Origin of the sequence: Bdellovibrio sp. 22V, assembly GCF_030169785.1 — a bacterium.
Classification (GTDB): domain Bacteria; phylum Bdellovibrionota; class Bdellovibrionia; order Bdellovibrionales; family Bdellovibrionaceae; genus Bdellovibrio.
On the sequence record NZ_CP125854.1, the window covers coordinates 2,670,239 to 2,685,906 of the forward strand.

The following is a 15,668-nucleotide window of genomic DNA, read 5'->3' on the forward strand; positions in this document are numbered from 1 at the left end:
TGGGCGCTAGGCAAAAGCTTAGCGCCTTTTTATTTTGACCTGTGTCTATTTTTTCTTCGAGGACAGCTGCAGAATTTGAGACAGAGTCTCTTGCATGACCGCCAGCTCCATCGTTGGCATACCGGGCTTATTAACGGCTTGTTCCGGCAAATAAGGAACATGAATAAAGCACGCCTGCATGGATACGTGTTTTTTATAAATAGCCTGAAGAGTTTTATAATAGACGTGGTTACAAACATATCCGCCGGCGCTCAGAGATATCTCCACAGGCAGATTTCTTTGCGTAAGATGCTCTTTCCATTCCGTGAGCGGTAACGACGAAAACAAAGCGGTTGCCGCTGCCTCTTGCGAATCTATTTTACCTTGCTTAGGCGTGATACCATCTTCGTCTGGCTTTTCAGTTTCGATCCAATTTAAGGCGACTCTTTCAAGCGAAATCTTGGTTCTTCCTCCTGCCTGCCCTAGCATCAACACGATGTCGACGCTGCTTTCAGCAAGTTTGTTTTCAAGCTCCACAGAGGCATTGGCAAATGACACCGGCAACAACAAAGTCTGGACAGGATATGAAACGGCAAAATCCTTCTTGATCCACTCAAGAAGGATTTCACTAGGATTTATTCTTTCTCCAAGGAACGGACGAAAACCCGTTACCAGAATCCTATTCAAAATTATTTCTCCACGTCATAAAGAATTCATTCTTATTCGTACCGTTCAATGGACCGCCTTGCACTCTGAATTCCACCTTCGTGTTAAATTCACGCGTCAAAGCTTGGGCTTCGGCGTCAGTGCGAGGCACACGTGCACCCATAGCTTTAAGGGATGACAGCGGTACCCAATATTCTTTTTTCGTCGTACATGAAGGATTGGCGGACCAGGGTCCTTCTTCAAAACACTTGTCGTGAGCTCGCCAATTGAACAACCGGAAAGTAACTTTAGCCTGCTCTGATTGAGAATAGAAATTCCACGTTTGACCAATATGCTCAAACTGAGCACCCATCTTTTTAAATCCCAATGTCCAAGGGAGCTGTTGCTTCGTATTATACTCGTCTACAAACTCCGGACTGTGATTCAAAACGAAAGTGCGCAATACAGCACCCGCCGCTTGGGCACCGTAAGCAGAAGAAAAGGCGCAGTGGTTACCGTATGTTAAATTCAAAACACCTACGTGCGGAGAGTTTTGATAGAAATCGTCATTTTCCATCACATAAGCATTAATCTTATTATTTACCACCATATCGTCTTTAGAAGCCCACACCAGCAAAGGCGTTTTTACTTCTTCTTTCCAATTCCAAAAGTTATTACTTTTAAAATAAGACTGCGGCGTGCTTGCAATACCTCGGCGTTGTAAAGAGGAAGACGCCAGCTCGCCAATATAATCGGCCATTGCATGACGGCTGCCAGGAATCTTGCTGTCGACAACAAGATCAGGAACATCCGTGATGTATTGACGAGCTTCCCTGAAATGATCGCGCGTCATGCTGGCGAATATGCGCCCCACAATTTGGCTGCCATAAAGTTTATCCAATGTCGGTCTTAAACTGATCACAGGACAAATCGCCGTCACAGAGTTATATACTTTACGGCCGTTTGAAAGCAGATACTTATCGTTGAATGCCGCGCCCATCACCGCCGCGTTTCCGCCTAAACTGATACCCATAAAATGAACACTCGAAATACGATCGCGATGCTCCCATTTCTCTTGCATCCATTTCCCGATTTCGATGGCTTCATACCCCTCAGACCAACCGCCCAATGTGACCGTCTTATTCAGATAAATGTAATCCATGCCCGTTTGATTCGCGAGCAAGAGCACATTAAATGGACTTTGATCAAAAAGATGCATCATATAGCTCTTCATCGAAGCCGTCGGACCTGCCGAGCAGAAAACGCCACACTTCACGATCACCAAAGGGCGTGGGCGCGGATCCTGCTTCAAAGCCAAAATCCCAGGAATGCGCGTTCCATTAGGAAGCTTCACAAGAAATTCTTTGATTTGCGGATGCGAAAGAAAAGGATACTGATATTTTGAAAACTTAAGAAGTCCCAAGATACCGGTTGTTGAGTTCTTCGTTAACTCACTTCCGCACTTCTTAAAATAGCTCTTAGCGGTTTTATAATACTGAGCCGTTGAAAGTTTTTTACCGACAACGCTATCTTCAAAACGGCGCGGATCACACTCTGGACTCATGTCCTTAGAGCTGAGACCATCTGGCACTTCCTCAAAGAAGCCCAGGTTTTTTGGTTGGTCTACACCCGCCTCTTTCGCCATTTCTTCGTAGAACTTGGACTCAAGATCTTGGTTGGGTGATACGCCCAGTGTTTGCGCTTGCACTACATTTACGAACAAAAAAGAACCGACAAACATACTGAAAGTCTGAAACGTCATTGCTGTTACCTCACGTACTTCATGAGGTCTATCGGACTAAATGTTAGGCTGGGTTTAGAAAAAACTCACTTTGTCTAATCCGTTTACAAATTCGGAAGACTTTCGGCGAGTCTGATTCACGATCTCAGAATGAGACAAATATTTCAAAGCTCCCCGTTGTAAGGAGCTGCTAAGAATGAAAAATGCCGCAAAACTTTTGCGGCATTTTTCGGAGTTTGTTCTAAGCGATTTTTTTAATTTGCGCGAGCTTATCTTTCAGCACGGAGTTTTCATGCTTCAAAGCATTTACCTCCGCAGCCAGTTGATTCATTTTGCGCTTTAAGAAATCAACTTCCTGCTGCGCGCCCGGATCCGTCGTTTCACCGATCGCATTTGGTCTCGGTTCTTTTTTCGTTACTTCGGAATCCATCACCGGTGGTGTGACGTAGCCACCGACACTTAACATCTCCTCGATGTTTTCAGGAACAAGCAACTCGGGATCGACCTTTTCCAGTTTCAATATACCTTGCGAAACAAAGCCGCGCACTTCCGAAAGAATTTTAGAAACGCACGTTCCCTTCTCCGCAGGAGTGGGATTCGACTCTGCCATCAAATCCGTAATTTTCCTTTTCGAAATCGGCGGCAGACAGCTTAGCAATTGCTCCACCTGTTCCGGCGGATTTCCATGCAACGCATTTGAAAGAGTCAGCGGTTGCACTCGAGAGAATATCTCTACGAGGTACTGACTCTCCCACGAGTAAACCCGATTGATGGTAAGAATTCTTTTTCTTAAAGCCTCTTCCCATGCAGGACTTTCCCCTGCGATGAGACTTAAAAACTGCTCACGCTTCGCATTCGGTGATGTTTCCAAGAGTTGAAGAAGTTGAAAGAAGCCGCCCTTTTTTTTGTATCTGTCTAACATGCCCATGGTGAACTTTATCGGAATCGACTTTCAGGACTAAAGGCGGAACGCGTTTTTTTTCACAAAACAAAAAAGATTGATGTTGCTGTCCAAGAGTTCCACATTTTATTAAAGATTTTTTCGCGCACGTCTCACTTCGAGAAAACTTATCGTTACATTCCTCGAAAAGAAACAGTTTCGCCCTCGGAAACAGACCCTACCACGAGTTTAAATAAAAAAAGCAAGGTTGTTCAACAACCTTGCTTTGGTATTTTGATTTGTTGTGACTTCTTACTGAAGCGAATCACATTTATAAGAAAGACTGACGCTTGTCCCTGGATTCAAATATTGAGTGAACTTCAACGTCTTACCAGACACCGTGTAAGAGACAGGACTTCCTGAAACCGTCACGACAAGGTCTGTCGGATTAGAACAGTTCAACACGATATCTTTGATACGATCCGTGATTTGCGAACGGATTTGTCCAAGCTGGCTCGTATAGTCTGAAGAACAGATGTCTGCAGCATTACCCCAGCCTTGATTTGTGAAGGAAAGGTACACATGCCCTACACTTCCACTCACCAATCCCGTTGTTGGCCCATAACCATCCAACGTCTGACTGTTTTGCTGATTCAAACAAGTTTGGTCTTTAACCACGATTGCATGCACGCTCAATGAGTTGAATTTATCCTCACCAAGTTTGCTCTTAATATTAGAAACCAAATAAGCGGGCTGATCCATTTGATCAAGAAGGTAGCCTTGATTTGCGTAAAGACCGCTTCTTTCATCCTCGTCCGCCAAGAAGATCACCGCCAAGTGAGCGTCGTTACGGATAAAATTCGAGGGGTTGCTGTTCACAACCATATTCGCAGCATAAACACCACGCTCGTCGCCCGAAGGACAGTTTTGAGCATACTGCTGTTGATATGCCGTTGAATTGATGGAGCTTGTGTTGCCTCCATTATTACGAATCCAGTTTGCAATAAACTTTTCACAAGACAAAGTTTCCGGTCTCTGAATAGTTTGATTGAACAAAGTGTATCTGTCCGTGTTGTTTGGCGTGATGAAGGGCGTTCCCTCTTTAAAATAAATAAGGTTGCCACCGCGTGAGCCTGAAACATCCGTCGTCGTCATCGCGATACGATAGTCGATCTTGCGACTGTCCAATTCAGAGATAAAATTCGCGAATCGAGGTGCCAAGCGCGCTTGTTCAAAAGACATCGATGCCGAGTTATCGTTGACGATAAGGATATCGACCTTCCCATAACCCGCCGTCGCGGAATAATTGAACGAGTACTTACCGTTCTGTACCACGCAGCCCGAGTCTTTACATTTACTGTCGTCCAAAGAGAACTTCACAGGGGAACATCCCACGTAAAGTCCTACCAAAAAGGACAATGCTGCTAGTCTTGTGAGTGTATTCATAGACACCTCTCTCACTTCTTTACTTCCAAGCTCAGTGCCAGAATCCTTGGCACACTCTAAGTCCTTGTTTTCATAAGGAATTGGCACCCTCGCCCCTGTCTCTGTCTGAGCCGTAAGGTTGTCGATCTCTTTGACAAGAGCCCCTCAAAGACACTTTTTTATGTGGAATTTCAGAGGTTTACGACTTTTTAGGGAACCTGGCCGGAAGGAGCGATTTTGGTCTCCCAGAGGAAAGCCTTTGAGGCTCCTTTATTTCTTTCCAATAATAACTAAGCGAGGTGAGAAATGGTTTATAAGCTTCTTGGTACGTTCATCATTGTGGCCGCTGGTATTTTAGCCTATCTAACTTTTCAAGACGAAATGGGAGGCAAGAAAGGCGCTAAAAATGCACAGCCGGAAGAGTCTTGTGTGCAACTGACTCCGGCGCAACAGCTTTCTAAAATGATCAACGACGATTTTCAAAGCTTGTCCCAACAAGGCGAGCTTCCCGCTCAGTGGAATTCCATAGCGACTGTAGAGATTCGCATGAATTCGGAACTCGCTCGCGCGATTCTCGGTAAAGAACGTCCACAAATCCAACGCGTGAAAGAGGGCACCTCTTATCTGGAGTTGGAGTTCATGGATCTTCCTGACGAAGAAAATCCCGGCGTGATTATTCAAGCCAGTCTCTTCGACATTAAATCGAAAAACAAAATTTTCGAAATCGGTCGTACTTACACGATGAATGATTTGAATCGAGTGACTCCTCCTGCGGTTGCCGAACAGGCTCCGGTACAAAAAGAAGCTGCTCCTTCTGCTTCGGCAAATCAAGCGACACCGCCAGCTACACAGAATAACCAAAGCGCACAACCTTCTTCATCACCGACTCAGAATCAACAAGGAACACCGCCAGCGGCGACTGCGACCCCACCTGCAGGCGCGCAAAAATAAGGAGAAAATATGAAAACTTTCATCGCTCTTCTTGCTTCCGCTTTTTTACTTTCAGCTTGCGCGACAACACCGTCGACAAAAAAGACGGAAGCCGCCGCGATGAAAGGTTTCGATGCGGAATTGACTCAGTATCAATACCCGTTTCCAGTGAAATATTTTGCATTCAAATCTCAAGAGCAAGATTTGAAAATGGCTTATATAGATATCCCGGCCGGAAGACCCTCTGACAAAGTTATCGTTCTTCTTCACGGAAAGAATTTTCCCGGCGCTTATTTTGAACAAGTCATATTGGGTCTGAACCAAGAAGGCTATCGTGTGATTGTTCCTGATCAAATCGGTTTCGGGAAATCTTCGAAGCCTGGATACTATCAATATAGCTTTCAGACACTTGCCCAAAACACTAAGAATCTTTTGCAAAGTTTAGGTGTTGAAAAATTTAATCTTCTGGGTCACTCGATGGGCGGAATGGTCGCGACTCGTTTTGCATTGATGTATCCCGAAAGCGTGACGAAACTTTTCTTAGTAAATCCTATCGGTCTTGAAGATTGGAAAACGATGACATCGTATAGAAATATCGATGAAGGATTTAAGGCGGAACTCGCGAGCTCACCTGAAAAAATCAAACAATACCAACTCGACAGTTATTACGATGGAAAATGGAAGTCTGAGTACGACAAGTGGTTGGAAATTCCAACAGGCTGGCTTGAAGGCCCCGACTATAAGTTGATCGCGTGGAATGCGGCTTTAACTTCAGACATGATTTTCACTCAACCGGTTTTTTATGAATTTAAAAATCTAAAAATGCCGACAGTATTAATCATCGGAGATCGCGACCGTACAGCCATCGGCAAAGCCTGGGCTTCTGATGAAATGAAAAAGAAAATGGGAAATTATCCTGTCATCAGCAAACAAGTCGCACAAATGATTCCAAAAGGAAAACTTGTGACACTGAAAGGCTTGGGTCACATGCCCTTCATCGAAGACTTCGAAGCTTTCTGGAAAGTATTAATAAAAAATCTATAGTAGATCAGATTCAGAGATTTAGATTTCTGTGTTTTGAAAACAAAAAAACCCGGATTACTTTCATATTTAATACTTCTGCCCGTGTACAAAAGAACGCGTCGTGCGCGCTCTTGAAACTTTAGGAGAAGAAGAACTTCAAGACATGATCAACAAAAACGACGACGCCGCCGTCACTTGCCAAATCTGCGGCCGCCCTTACACAGTCACCGTCGCAGAAATCGGCGAAATCAAAGGCCGCGTGCACAAAGAGTCTATGCACTAAACCCTTCGCGGATTGTGACGGCGCCTTAATATAAAGGATTTTTGTCTAGGGAAAGTGCGGCCACTGTTGTTTTCTTAAGCAAGACCTATAAACTGTTTTAAGATTATAAACCAAGTATGCATTAATCAAATTTCTGTTTTATGCGATAGTTCTCCTAATTCTCAGGAAGCAAGAGACAATTATAGGGCAACTTTTCTATCGAGATTGATCAAAGTTTTTTCGTTGGAAAAGAAATAAAGTTCTGAGGTTGGGATGCAAAAATATTGGATATTACTCATCACCGTTTCCTATATATCCCCCGTAGGAGCGCATCTCTCTGAAACTTATCGCATTTCGAAAGAATTCCATGATTCCGGCGAGTATCGAGCGAAAGAGCCGTTGAATTGGAAGTTAAAACCTGAGGATGTTCGGGAGATGAACTCCCTCGATACGAAATATTATAGAATTAAATATCCTAAATGCTTTAAACCGGAAGATGTAAGTGAGGAGGACAACGTGCAAATGTCTCCTCACATCACGTTTAACAGAACGGAAAAATGTCCCGGATATAGAGGGGAATGGGTGGAACTATTATCCGTCTATTGGTTAGATGGCCATTTTAAAAAAGCGAAGACAGCTGATGATCTTATACTTGGAAGAAGTGTTTATGAACAGAGAGGTTTAGTTAATAATTACCCCGCCGCTTATTTGGTTACTTTGGAGAGCATAACCAGAGATATGAAAATAGGCTACGAGGTGCAGCTTAATTATAATGTTCTGATTCTCTGCAAAGGAGATGTCTACGGCATTAGCGCGAGCGCTCTACAAGGCAAACAATCCCTGGATCTTATAAAGAGCAAAAAATTTGATTTTCCGGAAGACTTTAAGAAGATTGCATCCAGCTTTGAGTGCAAAGGCATTCCAGACTCCATGAAGGTTTTGAAAAAAAACGGGTAAGAAATAAAGAAAGAGGTGCTTGCATTTTTTGGGAATCTGACGACTTTGCGGAATGAGAAAGTTGGATGTTCAAGCGTGCTAAAGGAATCCCGCTATTTACAAAGAGGGTTTAAAAGAGTGAATGCAAAATATTGGATATTATTCTCCATAATTTTTTCCTGCAATAATGGATGGACCACTGTTTCAGATGAAATCGGACGTATAGTCAAAGAGTTTCGCAGCTCTGGTTCTGTCCGCGCGAAAGAGCCACTGAATTGGAAATTAACTCCCGACGATGTTCGTGCGATGAATTCCCTCGATACGAAGTATTACAAAATTAAATATCCTAAATGCCTTAAGCCGGAAGATGTAAGCGAGGAGGACAACGTCCAAATTTCTCCTCACATCACATTTAACAGAACGGAAAAATGTCCCGGGTATAAAGGTGAGTGGGTAGACTTGCTTGCCGTCTATTGGACCAGAGAGCATTACGAGAAAGCGAAAACTGCGGATGATCTGACGCTCGGGAATGCGATCTATGATCAAATAGGTACTGTTAATGGTTATCCCGCTGCGTATTCCATTATATTGGATAGCATTGTAAGAGACATGAAAATAGGCTACGAGGTGCAGCTTAGTTATATTGTTCTGATTCTTTGCAAAGGAGATGTCTACGCTATTAGCGCGAGCGCTTTGCAGGGCAAACAATCCCTGGATCTTATAAAGAGCGAAAAATTTGATTTTCCGGAAGACTTTAAGAAGATTGCATCCAGCTTTGAGTGCAAAGGCATTCCAGACTCCATGAAGGTTTTGAAAAAAACGGGTAAGAAATAAAGAAAGAGGTGCTTGCATTTTTTGGGAATCTGACGACTTTGCGGAATGAGAAAGTTGGATGTTCAAGCGTACTAAAGGAATCCCGCTATTTACAAAGAGGGTTTAAAAGAGTGAATGCAAAATACTGGGTATTATTCTTCCTAATTTTTTACGTACATAGTGGAAGCGCAACTGTTTCTGATGATATCAGTCGCATAATTAAAGAGTTTCGTGACTCTGGCTCTTTCCGCGCGAAAGAGCCGTTGAATTGGAAGTTAACTCCCGAGGATGTTCGTGAGATGAGTTCCCTTGACACGAAATATTACAGAATTAAATATCCTAAATGCTTTAAACCGGAAGACGAAAGTGAAGAAGATAATGTTCAAATCTCTCCTCACATCTCAATTGACAGAACAGACAAGTGTCCCGGGTACAAAGGCGAGTGGGTAGGCTGGCTTGCCGTGTATTGGACAAGAGGGAATTACAAGAACGCGAAAACTGCAGATGATTTGTCGCCGGGGAATGCAATCTATGATCAAAGGGGTACCGTGAATGGATATCCCGCTGCTTATTTCATCACATTGGACAGTATTGTAAGAGATATGAAAATAGGCTACGAGATACAGCTCAATTATTCAGTGAGAATTATTTGTCGTGGTGAAGTTTACGGTGTTGGAGCCAGAGCTCACCAAGGCAAACAATCCCTGGATCTTATAAAGAGCAAAAAATTTGATTTTCCGGAAGACTTTAAAAAGATTGCATCTAGCTTTGAGTGCAAAGGCATTCCAGACTCGATGAAGGTATCTAAAAAACCGGCTAAATAAAGAAAGCAATGAGACTGGGAGGATAACACTTAGGAATGCTCCGGCTTGTTGCAGTGTCTCGAATCGAGACGGTGCTTTGCCAAGAAAGTCACCGTCAAGGGGATAAACACCCGCCGGCGACCACCGCGTGTTTAGGGCGGGAGCGGGACTTGCTGTTTTCTGGGGTATGGACCCGAGTAGACTCAAAAAAATCAAATACTTGTCAAAGTCGCTTCTGGCGATTTTTATCGGTGCATGTGCGCTGGTGGCGGTATTGAGTTTTGGATTTGAGGTTCATAGCGCCAAAGCCTCCGTCGAAAAATACGTCGGTATTTGGGAAGACGACATCGCTCAAGCCAAGATCTTTCAAGGCGATCCCAGCCTGCAAAATAAAATTTTGGAGCAGCTTAAAGAAGTGCATACGGCTGTTGCGCAAACCGAAGTACAAAGTCCAGAGAAGCTTCAATGCCGTATTTTCACTGACGTTCCGATTACGTATAATTCACTTCCAAGTGGCAGTATGCGGGTGTGCTTCAGTTCTGCAGATCTTGCGCTGAAAGCTCTTCTGTCGCCCTTGTTTATGTTGGGCATCGTCTTAGGCATGATCTTCATTGGTTTTAGTTTGCGCCGCGAGTTTCAGAATCAGTTGCACGAGCAAAAGCTTGCTGCCGAGCTGGCACTGAATAAAGAAATCGCTTCGGTCTCTCGCCAAGTGGCGCACGATATTCGCGGTCCTTTAATGGCGTTGACGACTCTGAGTCAGCTTTCGCACGAAATGGGTTCAGATAAAAGAGAGCTTTTAAATTTGGCCGTCGCAAGAATCCGCGGTATCGCGGACGATTTGCTCAACAAAGGTCAAAAAGAAAAATCCACCGTGAGCTCAATGCGAACAAGCCAAGAGACAGACCTCACGCAGTTGTTGGAGTCGTTGCTTAAGGAATACCGTTTTGCAAATCCTAAAGTGAACTTCACATGGCACAAGCATATCCATTCAGAGAACGTGCCTGTCACGCTCGAAGCGCTGAAAGTTCAACGTGTCGTCAGCAACCTTATTAACAATTCTTTGGAAGCGCTTCCAGAAAAGGAAGCCTCTATCAATATCACTTTGATGGAGCGCCCAGAGCATTGGCTTTTGCAAATTATGGATAATGGCAGCGGCATCCCTGAAGACATCCTGCCGTCACTTGCACAAGAGGGTGTAAGTCATGGAAAAGAAAACGGACACGGTCTTGGACTTTACGACGCTCGTAAAACGGTAGAGTCTGTCGGTGGTGAACTGCAGATCCGCTCGCGTGTCGGTGTTGGAACTCAAGTCGTTCTTTTGTTCCCGAAGCTCAATAAAGAAATCGCTAAAAATCACGCGGCACTTTAAATCAATCGCTGCAGATTAGTTGTCGAGCTCAATCCCTAAAACATTTTCGATGGTTTTTTCGTAAACGTCTTTCTTGCGTATTTTCGGAGTTTCCTTTTTTCTAATTTGTCCTGCGGAGACAGGAAACGCGACAAAAAGATGCCGGGCTTCTTCATGGGCTTTCAACTCAAACGCAAACTCGGAGTCCTTGCATGTCGCATTGAGTTTCACTGGCAATTGCAATCCCGGAGCCGGGGAGACTTGTAATTCACTGACATTCAAAGTCGTGATCTTAATGCTCAGATTTTTTTCGTCCGGATTTTCGATATTTTCAATCGCACAGGGAAAGGTCACAAGAGTCGGACTTTTCGCTTGCACGAAAACTTCAGATTGAAACGGAGGCTCCTGCGGTGTTGAGTTTGCAAAATTCATACTTTGCACCAAAAGCCCCCACGGATTTTCCAAAGTTCTTTCGGAGTTAATCAAAGTCAGCATCACAGTCACATAAAGATCATTTCTTTTGGCGGATGTGTTTTTCGTGGCTCCATCCATCGTCTGCAAATGAACAAGGGCTTCATAAGCTCCGTTTTTAGTTTGGCGCAAAGACTGTATTTTCCCCAGTTGCGAAAAATTCTTTTGCTGAATTTTTGCGCGCAGGCGGCTGACTTCACGAACTCGCTCTTCACCTAAAGCCGGTGCCATTAAGAAAGCCAAAGACGTTTGTGACTGCCAGAAGTTATTCGAATCATAATTAAAGAAACGATCGAGATACTGGCGTAGAAAAGTCAGCTTCTCCATTTCGCCCAGTTGCAGATTCTGCAAAGACTCTTGCCCCACGTTCATTGTGACTGCGACAACCCGCGGATTGTTTTTCAGTTTCCAGTACAAGACCGTCACCGAGACCGCCCATACTAATGAAAAAATTAACAAAGCAGACAAAATCTTTGTTTTCATTATTCGCTTTTCTCAAGAGGCAGAATTTCAATCATCTGATCGCGGTGATAACGCTTATTCGGGCCTTCTTCCACCCACTGATCGATTTTGTAAAGTTTGATCTTCGCTTTGCCTTTTTGAAAATACTTTTTATCCGCAGAGCCTGTGGACTCTTTCAACAAAGTCGCAGGACCATTCTGAAAAAAATCCAGCTGCGCTTTCATCTTTTCGTTTTCCAAACGCATGACTTCCATATCTTTTTCATCGCTGAAATAATAATTGGCAGCAACGGCGGTCACAACGCCAAGAATACCGCCCCAGTAAAGCGCGTGCAGCTCGGGGCGCTCATCATCAGGAGCTGTAGCGGCGCCTACGACACCCCCCACACCGACGCCGAGAGCGGTCGCAGCCAAACGGCTTTTTTGATTTGTGGAACATGCAGAAAAAAGGAAGCCCAAACTCAGAAGCAATACTGAAAATTTCATATAGACAATTTTAAGTTTAAAACACGGGTGCTGGCAAACGATTGCTGACTGGCTTTAGGGCTGGAACTATTTCAATAAATGCTTATAGACGGGTAGGTACATGTCTTCTTGCGGGGAGACTTCCAGATCCGCTCGACGGGGAGAATCCGTAAAACTCACAGGCGCATTTTTAAGAATAGCGAGCGGGCATCTTTCCGCGGCTTCACCCATCATCAAAACTGCCGATGCGGCCAAGCTGTCGACGTGATTGATCTTGGTTGTTTTCAGCGCACGACCAAAGATGTCTTTTTCACCGACCATGTTACGCACAGGATGAAAACCTGCAAACGCCAACGCGACACCGACCACACCCAAGCGCAAGAAATTCGATTTAGAATCCGTGACAATCACACCGAACTCGCGAAGTCCCAGGCGGGCACAAATTTGACGGCGCAAATCTTCAGCCGACTTATAAGCATCTTTGGGATAAAGAATGTAATCGCCATGCTCCGAGTTTGATTCATCAATTCCTGCCGAAGGAATCAACAAGCCGTTTTTGATCGTGAGTTGTACATTATGTCCGATCTCGCCCAAATAATAATCAGCTTCTTTTTCGATCAAAGTTTTTTTGTCGATGGAACCAGCGGGAATAAGATTTCCCTCTGCAACGCTCAAGATTTTCGACGTAATGGCCAGAATGGATCGCTCCCCGAGTAGAGAACGATCCACATGCTTAAGAACGAACTCCACCACATCATCGCCATGATGAAAAACCGCCGTTTGAATGGGGGAGACCGTCAAAGAGTTCAACTATTAGCTCAACTTCTGGATGATCGCATCTGTGAAAGAAACCGTTGTTCCTTTACCGCCAAGGTCACCCGTACGAGCGTTCACGTCAGAAAGAGCGGCGATCAATGCTTTCATAATCGCATCCGCTTTCGCGCTTTCGCCGATGTGTTGAAGCATCATCACCGCCGATTGCAAAAGAGCCGTCGGGTTGGCTTTGTTTTGTCCTGCGATATCAGGAGCAGACCCGTGAACCGCTTCAAAGATCGCGGCTTTTTCACCGATGTTCGCGCCAGGCACAACACCCAAACCGCCGACAAGACCTGCACAAAGATCACTTAAAATATCTCCGTAAAGATTTTCAGTCACGATCACGTCGAATTGCTGTGGCTTTGTTACAAGCTGCATACAAGCATTATCGACGATCACATCTTTTGTAGTGATGGTTGGATATTGCCAGCCCACTTCTTGCGCGACTTTCAAGAAAAGACCGTCAGACATTTTCATGATATTCGCTTTGTGCACGATCGCCATGCGCTGCTTGCCGGTTTTTGCCGCCAAGTCGTAAGCGTAACGAGCAATACGCTCTGAACCTTTGCGTGTGATGCGCTTGATACTCTCTGCCGTGTTTTCATCAACCATGCGCTCGATACCGGCATAAAGGTCTTCGGTATTTTCGCGCACGATAGTCAAATCCACGTCGTTACAAACACATTGCACGCCTGGCAACGAGCGCACGGGACGAACATTCGCATAAAGATCGAACTTCTGTCGCATCGTCACGTTGATAGATTTATGACCGCCACCCACAGGAGTTGTCGTCGGGCCTTTGATCGCTAATTTTGTTTTATTGATAGAGTCCACTGTTGTTTGTGGAAGAAGATCGCCCAAATTGTGAAGGGCTGTTTCGCCTGCTTGATGCTCTTCGTATTCAAAAGGAGCTCTTACGTGTTTAAGTACACGGATCACCTGAGTCATGATTTCAGGGCCGATGCCATCACCGGGAATTACGGTCAGTTTCGTCATTGCGGGTCCTACTTTCTCACTTTTTTATGGCCCCTATTTAACACGCGCGGACTGGCAGGGGGAGCTTTTTTAAACTCCCTACCAGGGAAGGTAGGATGGGTGATGGGTTTTGTAGGCCGCGAGGTATCCCCGAGTGGGGTGGGGCCCGGATGGTGTTTCGGGCTCCTGCCCTCAACCCCTGACGGGGCTACGCTCAAAAATGCCATCCTGGCATTTTTGTCTCAAACTGAGACTTGCTAATTGAGTAAAGCAAGCGGCTTGCCAGCGCCTTCGGAGACATTTTGCACCACACTTTGCGGCGAGGGGGTGTTCAGAGGTTGTACACTAGAAACCCCAAATAATTTCAGAGGTTTAGAGAGAAATCGCGCGCCTGTCTGGTGGAAAGACAGACGATACTCAACGAAGCCGAAATTCCTTCCAAATCGCAACTGGACATCTAAAACGCTGTTAATTCAAATGTTTAGCTTCTGTTCTGTGCTCGGCAACAGATGGTCCTGTCTTTGTAATAGAAAGCAGTGTGGAGGTCGCTCTCATGTGGAAGTGGCTTGGGATCTTTGTGGTCCTAACATCAGTATTAACTATTCAAGCCTGCGCTCCGAAATCGCAAGAAGACTGCGGCTTCGTGCAAAACGTGTACGGCGAGCGCATTTCGTGGAAGAGCGATGTTCCTGTCACGATGCGAATTCACTCTTCCGTTCCTGACTCTATGGTTCCCGCAATTCTCTCAGCGGCGGATACGTGGGAGCGCACGGCCGGTCGCAAACTCTTTAATATTGTTCAATACCCTCGGGTGCAGGGCCCTCTGAATCCTCACAAAGACGGGGAGAACGTCATCTATCTTATGAATACATGGGAAGACAACCGGGCGTCAGAGCAAGGTCGCACGAGTGTTTACTGGATCGGTGACCTTATTAAGGAAGCGGATATTCGCCTGAATGGCGCTGACTTCGGATTTTATTGGAATAATTCAACTTTAACGCAGTCAATTCGTCGTCAGGGCTCGGCACCGGTAAATATCGAAGCTTTGGTCCTTCATGAAATGGGACACGTGCTTGGTCTGAAACATAAGGACGGAGCGGGTTCCGTGATGGCGACCTATTTGGCTGCCGGGGATGATCGCGTGAGAGTGGCTCTCACGGATGAACAATCCCTGCAGTGCGAGTATTAGCACTCAGCATTGTAAAAGTTCTATGTAAGTTTATTTAAGTTGTTGGAAAAGAAAAAAGGTTACTAGACTTTGAGTTCTGCGCTCGAGAAATCGAGCTAAAGGAGATCCCGATGAGAATCGTAAATTTCGAAAAAAACAACGGTGTAGAAGTAGCTTCTGATTATATGGGCTCGCTGTCGTCTTCGGAATCGTCTCCTATTACGCACAAGTCTTATCACGAAATGTCGGATGTTCCTGTGGTTGAGGCGGATGCTTTGGCACAGCTTCACCGCAATCTTGAAATGCTCACGGATCTTCAATCTCGTCTTTCTTTTGTGATGAGAGAAGTCCGCTATCTCATGAAGGTTTAATTTCCCGAATCTCGCCGAGCAGTTCTGCTCCACCCAAGGTGGAAAAGACATGAACTGCGAACGCATGTTAGATGACAGCCCTTTAAATACCCTATTAAATCTCCGTATGGGAAAAAACCTCGGAGAATTCCGAAAATTAATTGAGGATCACTT

The 15,668-nt window shown here is 45.0% G+C and carries 16 protein-coding genes and 1 pseudogene; 9 read left to right on the plus strand and 8 right to left on the minus strand.

The window, feature by feature from the left end:
* Positions 1-45: 45 nt before the first annotated feature.
* The 4 genes from QJS83_RS12960 to QJS83_RS12975 all read right to left on the minus strand — a co-directional run bounded on the left by QJS83_RS12960 (position 46) and on the right by QJS83_RS12975 (position 4,691).
* Positions 46-666 carry a pyroglutamyl-peptidase I gene (locus QJS83_RS12960; RefSeq protein WP_284605349.1) on the minus strand — a complete coding sequence of 207 codons (621 nt, stop codon included), beginning with the start codon at positions 664-666 and terminating at the stop codon, positions 46-48.
* A complete protein-coding gene (locus tag QJS83_RS12965) occupies positions 659-2,386 on the minus strand; it encodes an alpha/beta hydrolase family protein (RefSeq protein ID WP_284605350.1) in 1,728 nt (575 codons plus the stop codon). The genes QJS83_RS12960 and QJS83_RS12965 overlap by 8 nt, the downstream gene beginning before the upstream one ends.
* A 220-nt stretch (positions 2,387-2,606) precedes the next feature.
* On the minus strand, positions 2,607-3,293 hold the full coding sequence (locus QJS83_RS12970) for a FliG C-terminal domain-containing protein (RefSeq protein WP_284605351.1): 687 nt from the start codon (positions 3,291-3,293) through the stop codon (positions 2,607-2,609).
* Between the two features lie 264 nt (positions 3,294-3,557).
* Complete coding sequence (locus tag QJS83_RS12975; RefSeq protein ID WP_284605352.1) at positions 3,558-4,691, minus strand: MIDAS family adhesin; 1,134 nt, start codon at positions 4,689-4,691, stop codon at positions 3,558-3,560.
* A 285-nt stretch (positions 4,692-4,976) separates the two neighbouring features.
* Here QJS83_RS12975 and QJS83_RS12980 point away from each other — a divergent pair, with 285 nt between their 5' ends.
* The 7 genes and pseudogenes from QJS83_RS12980 to QJS83_RS13010 all read left to right on the plus strand — a co-directional run bounded on the left by QJS83_RS12980 (position 4,977) and on the right by QJS83_RS13010 (position 10,809).
* Positions 4,977-5,621, plus strand: a complete 645-nt coding sequence (locus QJS83_RS12980; protein ID WP_284605353.1) for a hypothetical protein — start codon at positions 4,977-4,979, stop codon at positions 5,619-5,621.
* Between the two features lie 9 nt (positions 5,622-5,630).
* Positions 5,631-6,644, plus strand: coding sequence for an alpha/beta fold hydrolase (locus tag QJS83_RS12985; protein ID WP_284605354.1), 1,014 nt, complete (start codon positions 5,631-5,633; stop codon positions 6,642-6,644).
* A gap of 82 nt (positions 6,645-6,726) precedes the next feature.
* Positions 6,727-6,906: pseudogene (locus tag QJS83_RS12990) on the plus strand (Hsp33 family molecular chaperone HslO); the annotation flags it as partial.
* Positions 6,907-7,158: 252 nt separating this feature from the next.
* Entirely contained in the window at positions 7,159-7,842 is a 684-nt protein-coding gene (locus QJS83_RS12995) for a hypothetical protein (protein WP_284605355.1), read from the plus strand.
* Between the two features lie 117 nt (positions 7,843-7,959).
* Complete coding sequence (locus QJS83_RS13000) at positions 7,960-8,655, plus strand: hypothetical protein (RefSeq protein WP_284605356.1); 696 nt, start codon at positions 7,960-7,962, stop codon at positions 8,653-8,655.
* Positions 8,656-8,765: 110 nt separating this feature from the next.
* The gene (locus QJS83_RS13005; protein WP_284605357.1) at positions 8,766-9,458 is read left to right on the plus strand and encodes a hypothetical protein; all 693 of its coding nucleotides are present in this window, start codon (positions 8,766-8,768) and stop codon (positions 9,456-9,458) included.
* Between the two features lie 199 nt (positions 9,459-9,657).
* Positions 9,658-10,809 carry a sensor histidine kinase gene (locus QJS83_RS13010; RefSeq protein ID WP_284605358.1) on the plus strand — a complete coding sequence of 384 codons (1,152 nt, stop codon included), beginning with the start codon at positions 9,658-9,660 and terminating at the stop codon, positions 10,807-10,809.
* A 15-nt stretch (positions 10,810-10,824) separates the two neighbouring features.
* On the opposite strand, the gene QJS83_RS13015 is transcribed toward QJS83_RS13010, so the two are convergent.
* The 4 genes from QJS83_RS13015 to QJS83_RS13030 all read right to left on the minus strand — a co-directional run bounded on the left by QJS83_RS13015 (position 10,825) and on the right by QJS83_RS13030 (position 13,997).
* Positions 10,825-11,742 carry a hypothetical protein gene (locus tag QJS83_RS13015; RefSeq protein ID WP_284605359.1) on the minus strand — a complete coding sequence of 306 codons (918 nt, stop codon included), beginning with the start codon at positions 11,740-11,742 and terminating at the stop codon, positions 10,825-10,827.
* Positions 11,742-12,206 carry a hypothetical protein gene (locus QJS83_RS13020; protein WP_284605360.1) on the minus strand — a complete coding sequence of 155 codons (465 nt, stop codon included), beginning with the start codon at positions 12,204-12,206 and terminating at the stop codon, positions 11,742-11,744. Before QJS83_RS13020 ends, QJS83_RS13015 begins: the two co-directional genes overlap by 1 nt.
* Positions 12,207-12,272: 66 nt before the next feature.
* Positions 12,273-12,995: a coenzyme F420-0:L-glutamate ligase gene (locus tag QJS83_RS13025; protein ID WP_284605361.1), complete on the minus strand. Its 723-nt coding sequence runs from the start codon at positions 12,993-12,995 to the stop codon at positions 12,273-12,275.
* A gap of 3 nt (positions 12,996-12,998) precedes the next feature.
* Positions 12,999-13,997, minus strand: coding sequence for an isocitrate/isopropylmalate dehydrogenase family protein (locus QJS83_RS13030; RefSeq protein ID WP_284605362.1), 999 nt, complete (start codon positions 13,995-13,997; stop codon positions 12,999-13,001).
* 532 nt (positions 13,998-14,529) lie between these two features.
* Between QJS83_RS13030 and QJS83_RS13035 the strand changes: the two genes are divergently transcribed.
* Positions 14,530-15,165 (plus strand): matrixin family metalloprotease, encoded by a 636-nt coding sequence (locus QJS83_RS13035; protein WP_284605363.1) that lies wholly within the window; start codon positions 14,530-14,532, stop codon positions 15,163-15,165.
* A gap of 110 nt (positions 15,166-15,275) precedes the next feature.
* A complete protein-coding gene (locus QJS83_RS13040; protein ID WP_284605364.1) occupies positions 15,276-15,515 on the plus strand; it encodes a hypothetical protein in 240 nt (79 codons plus the stop codon).
* Positions 15,516-15,668 lie beyond the last annotated feature (153 nt).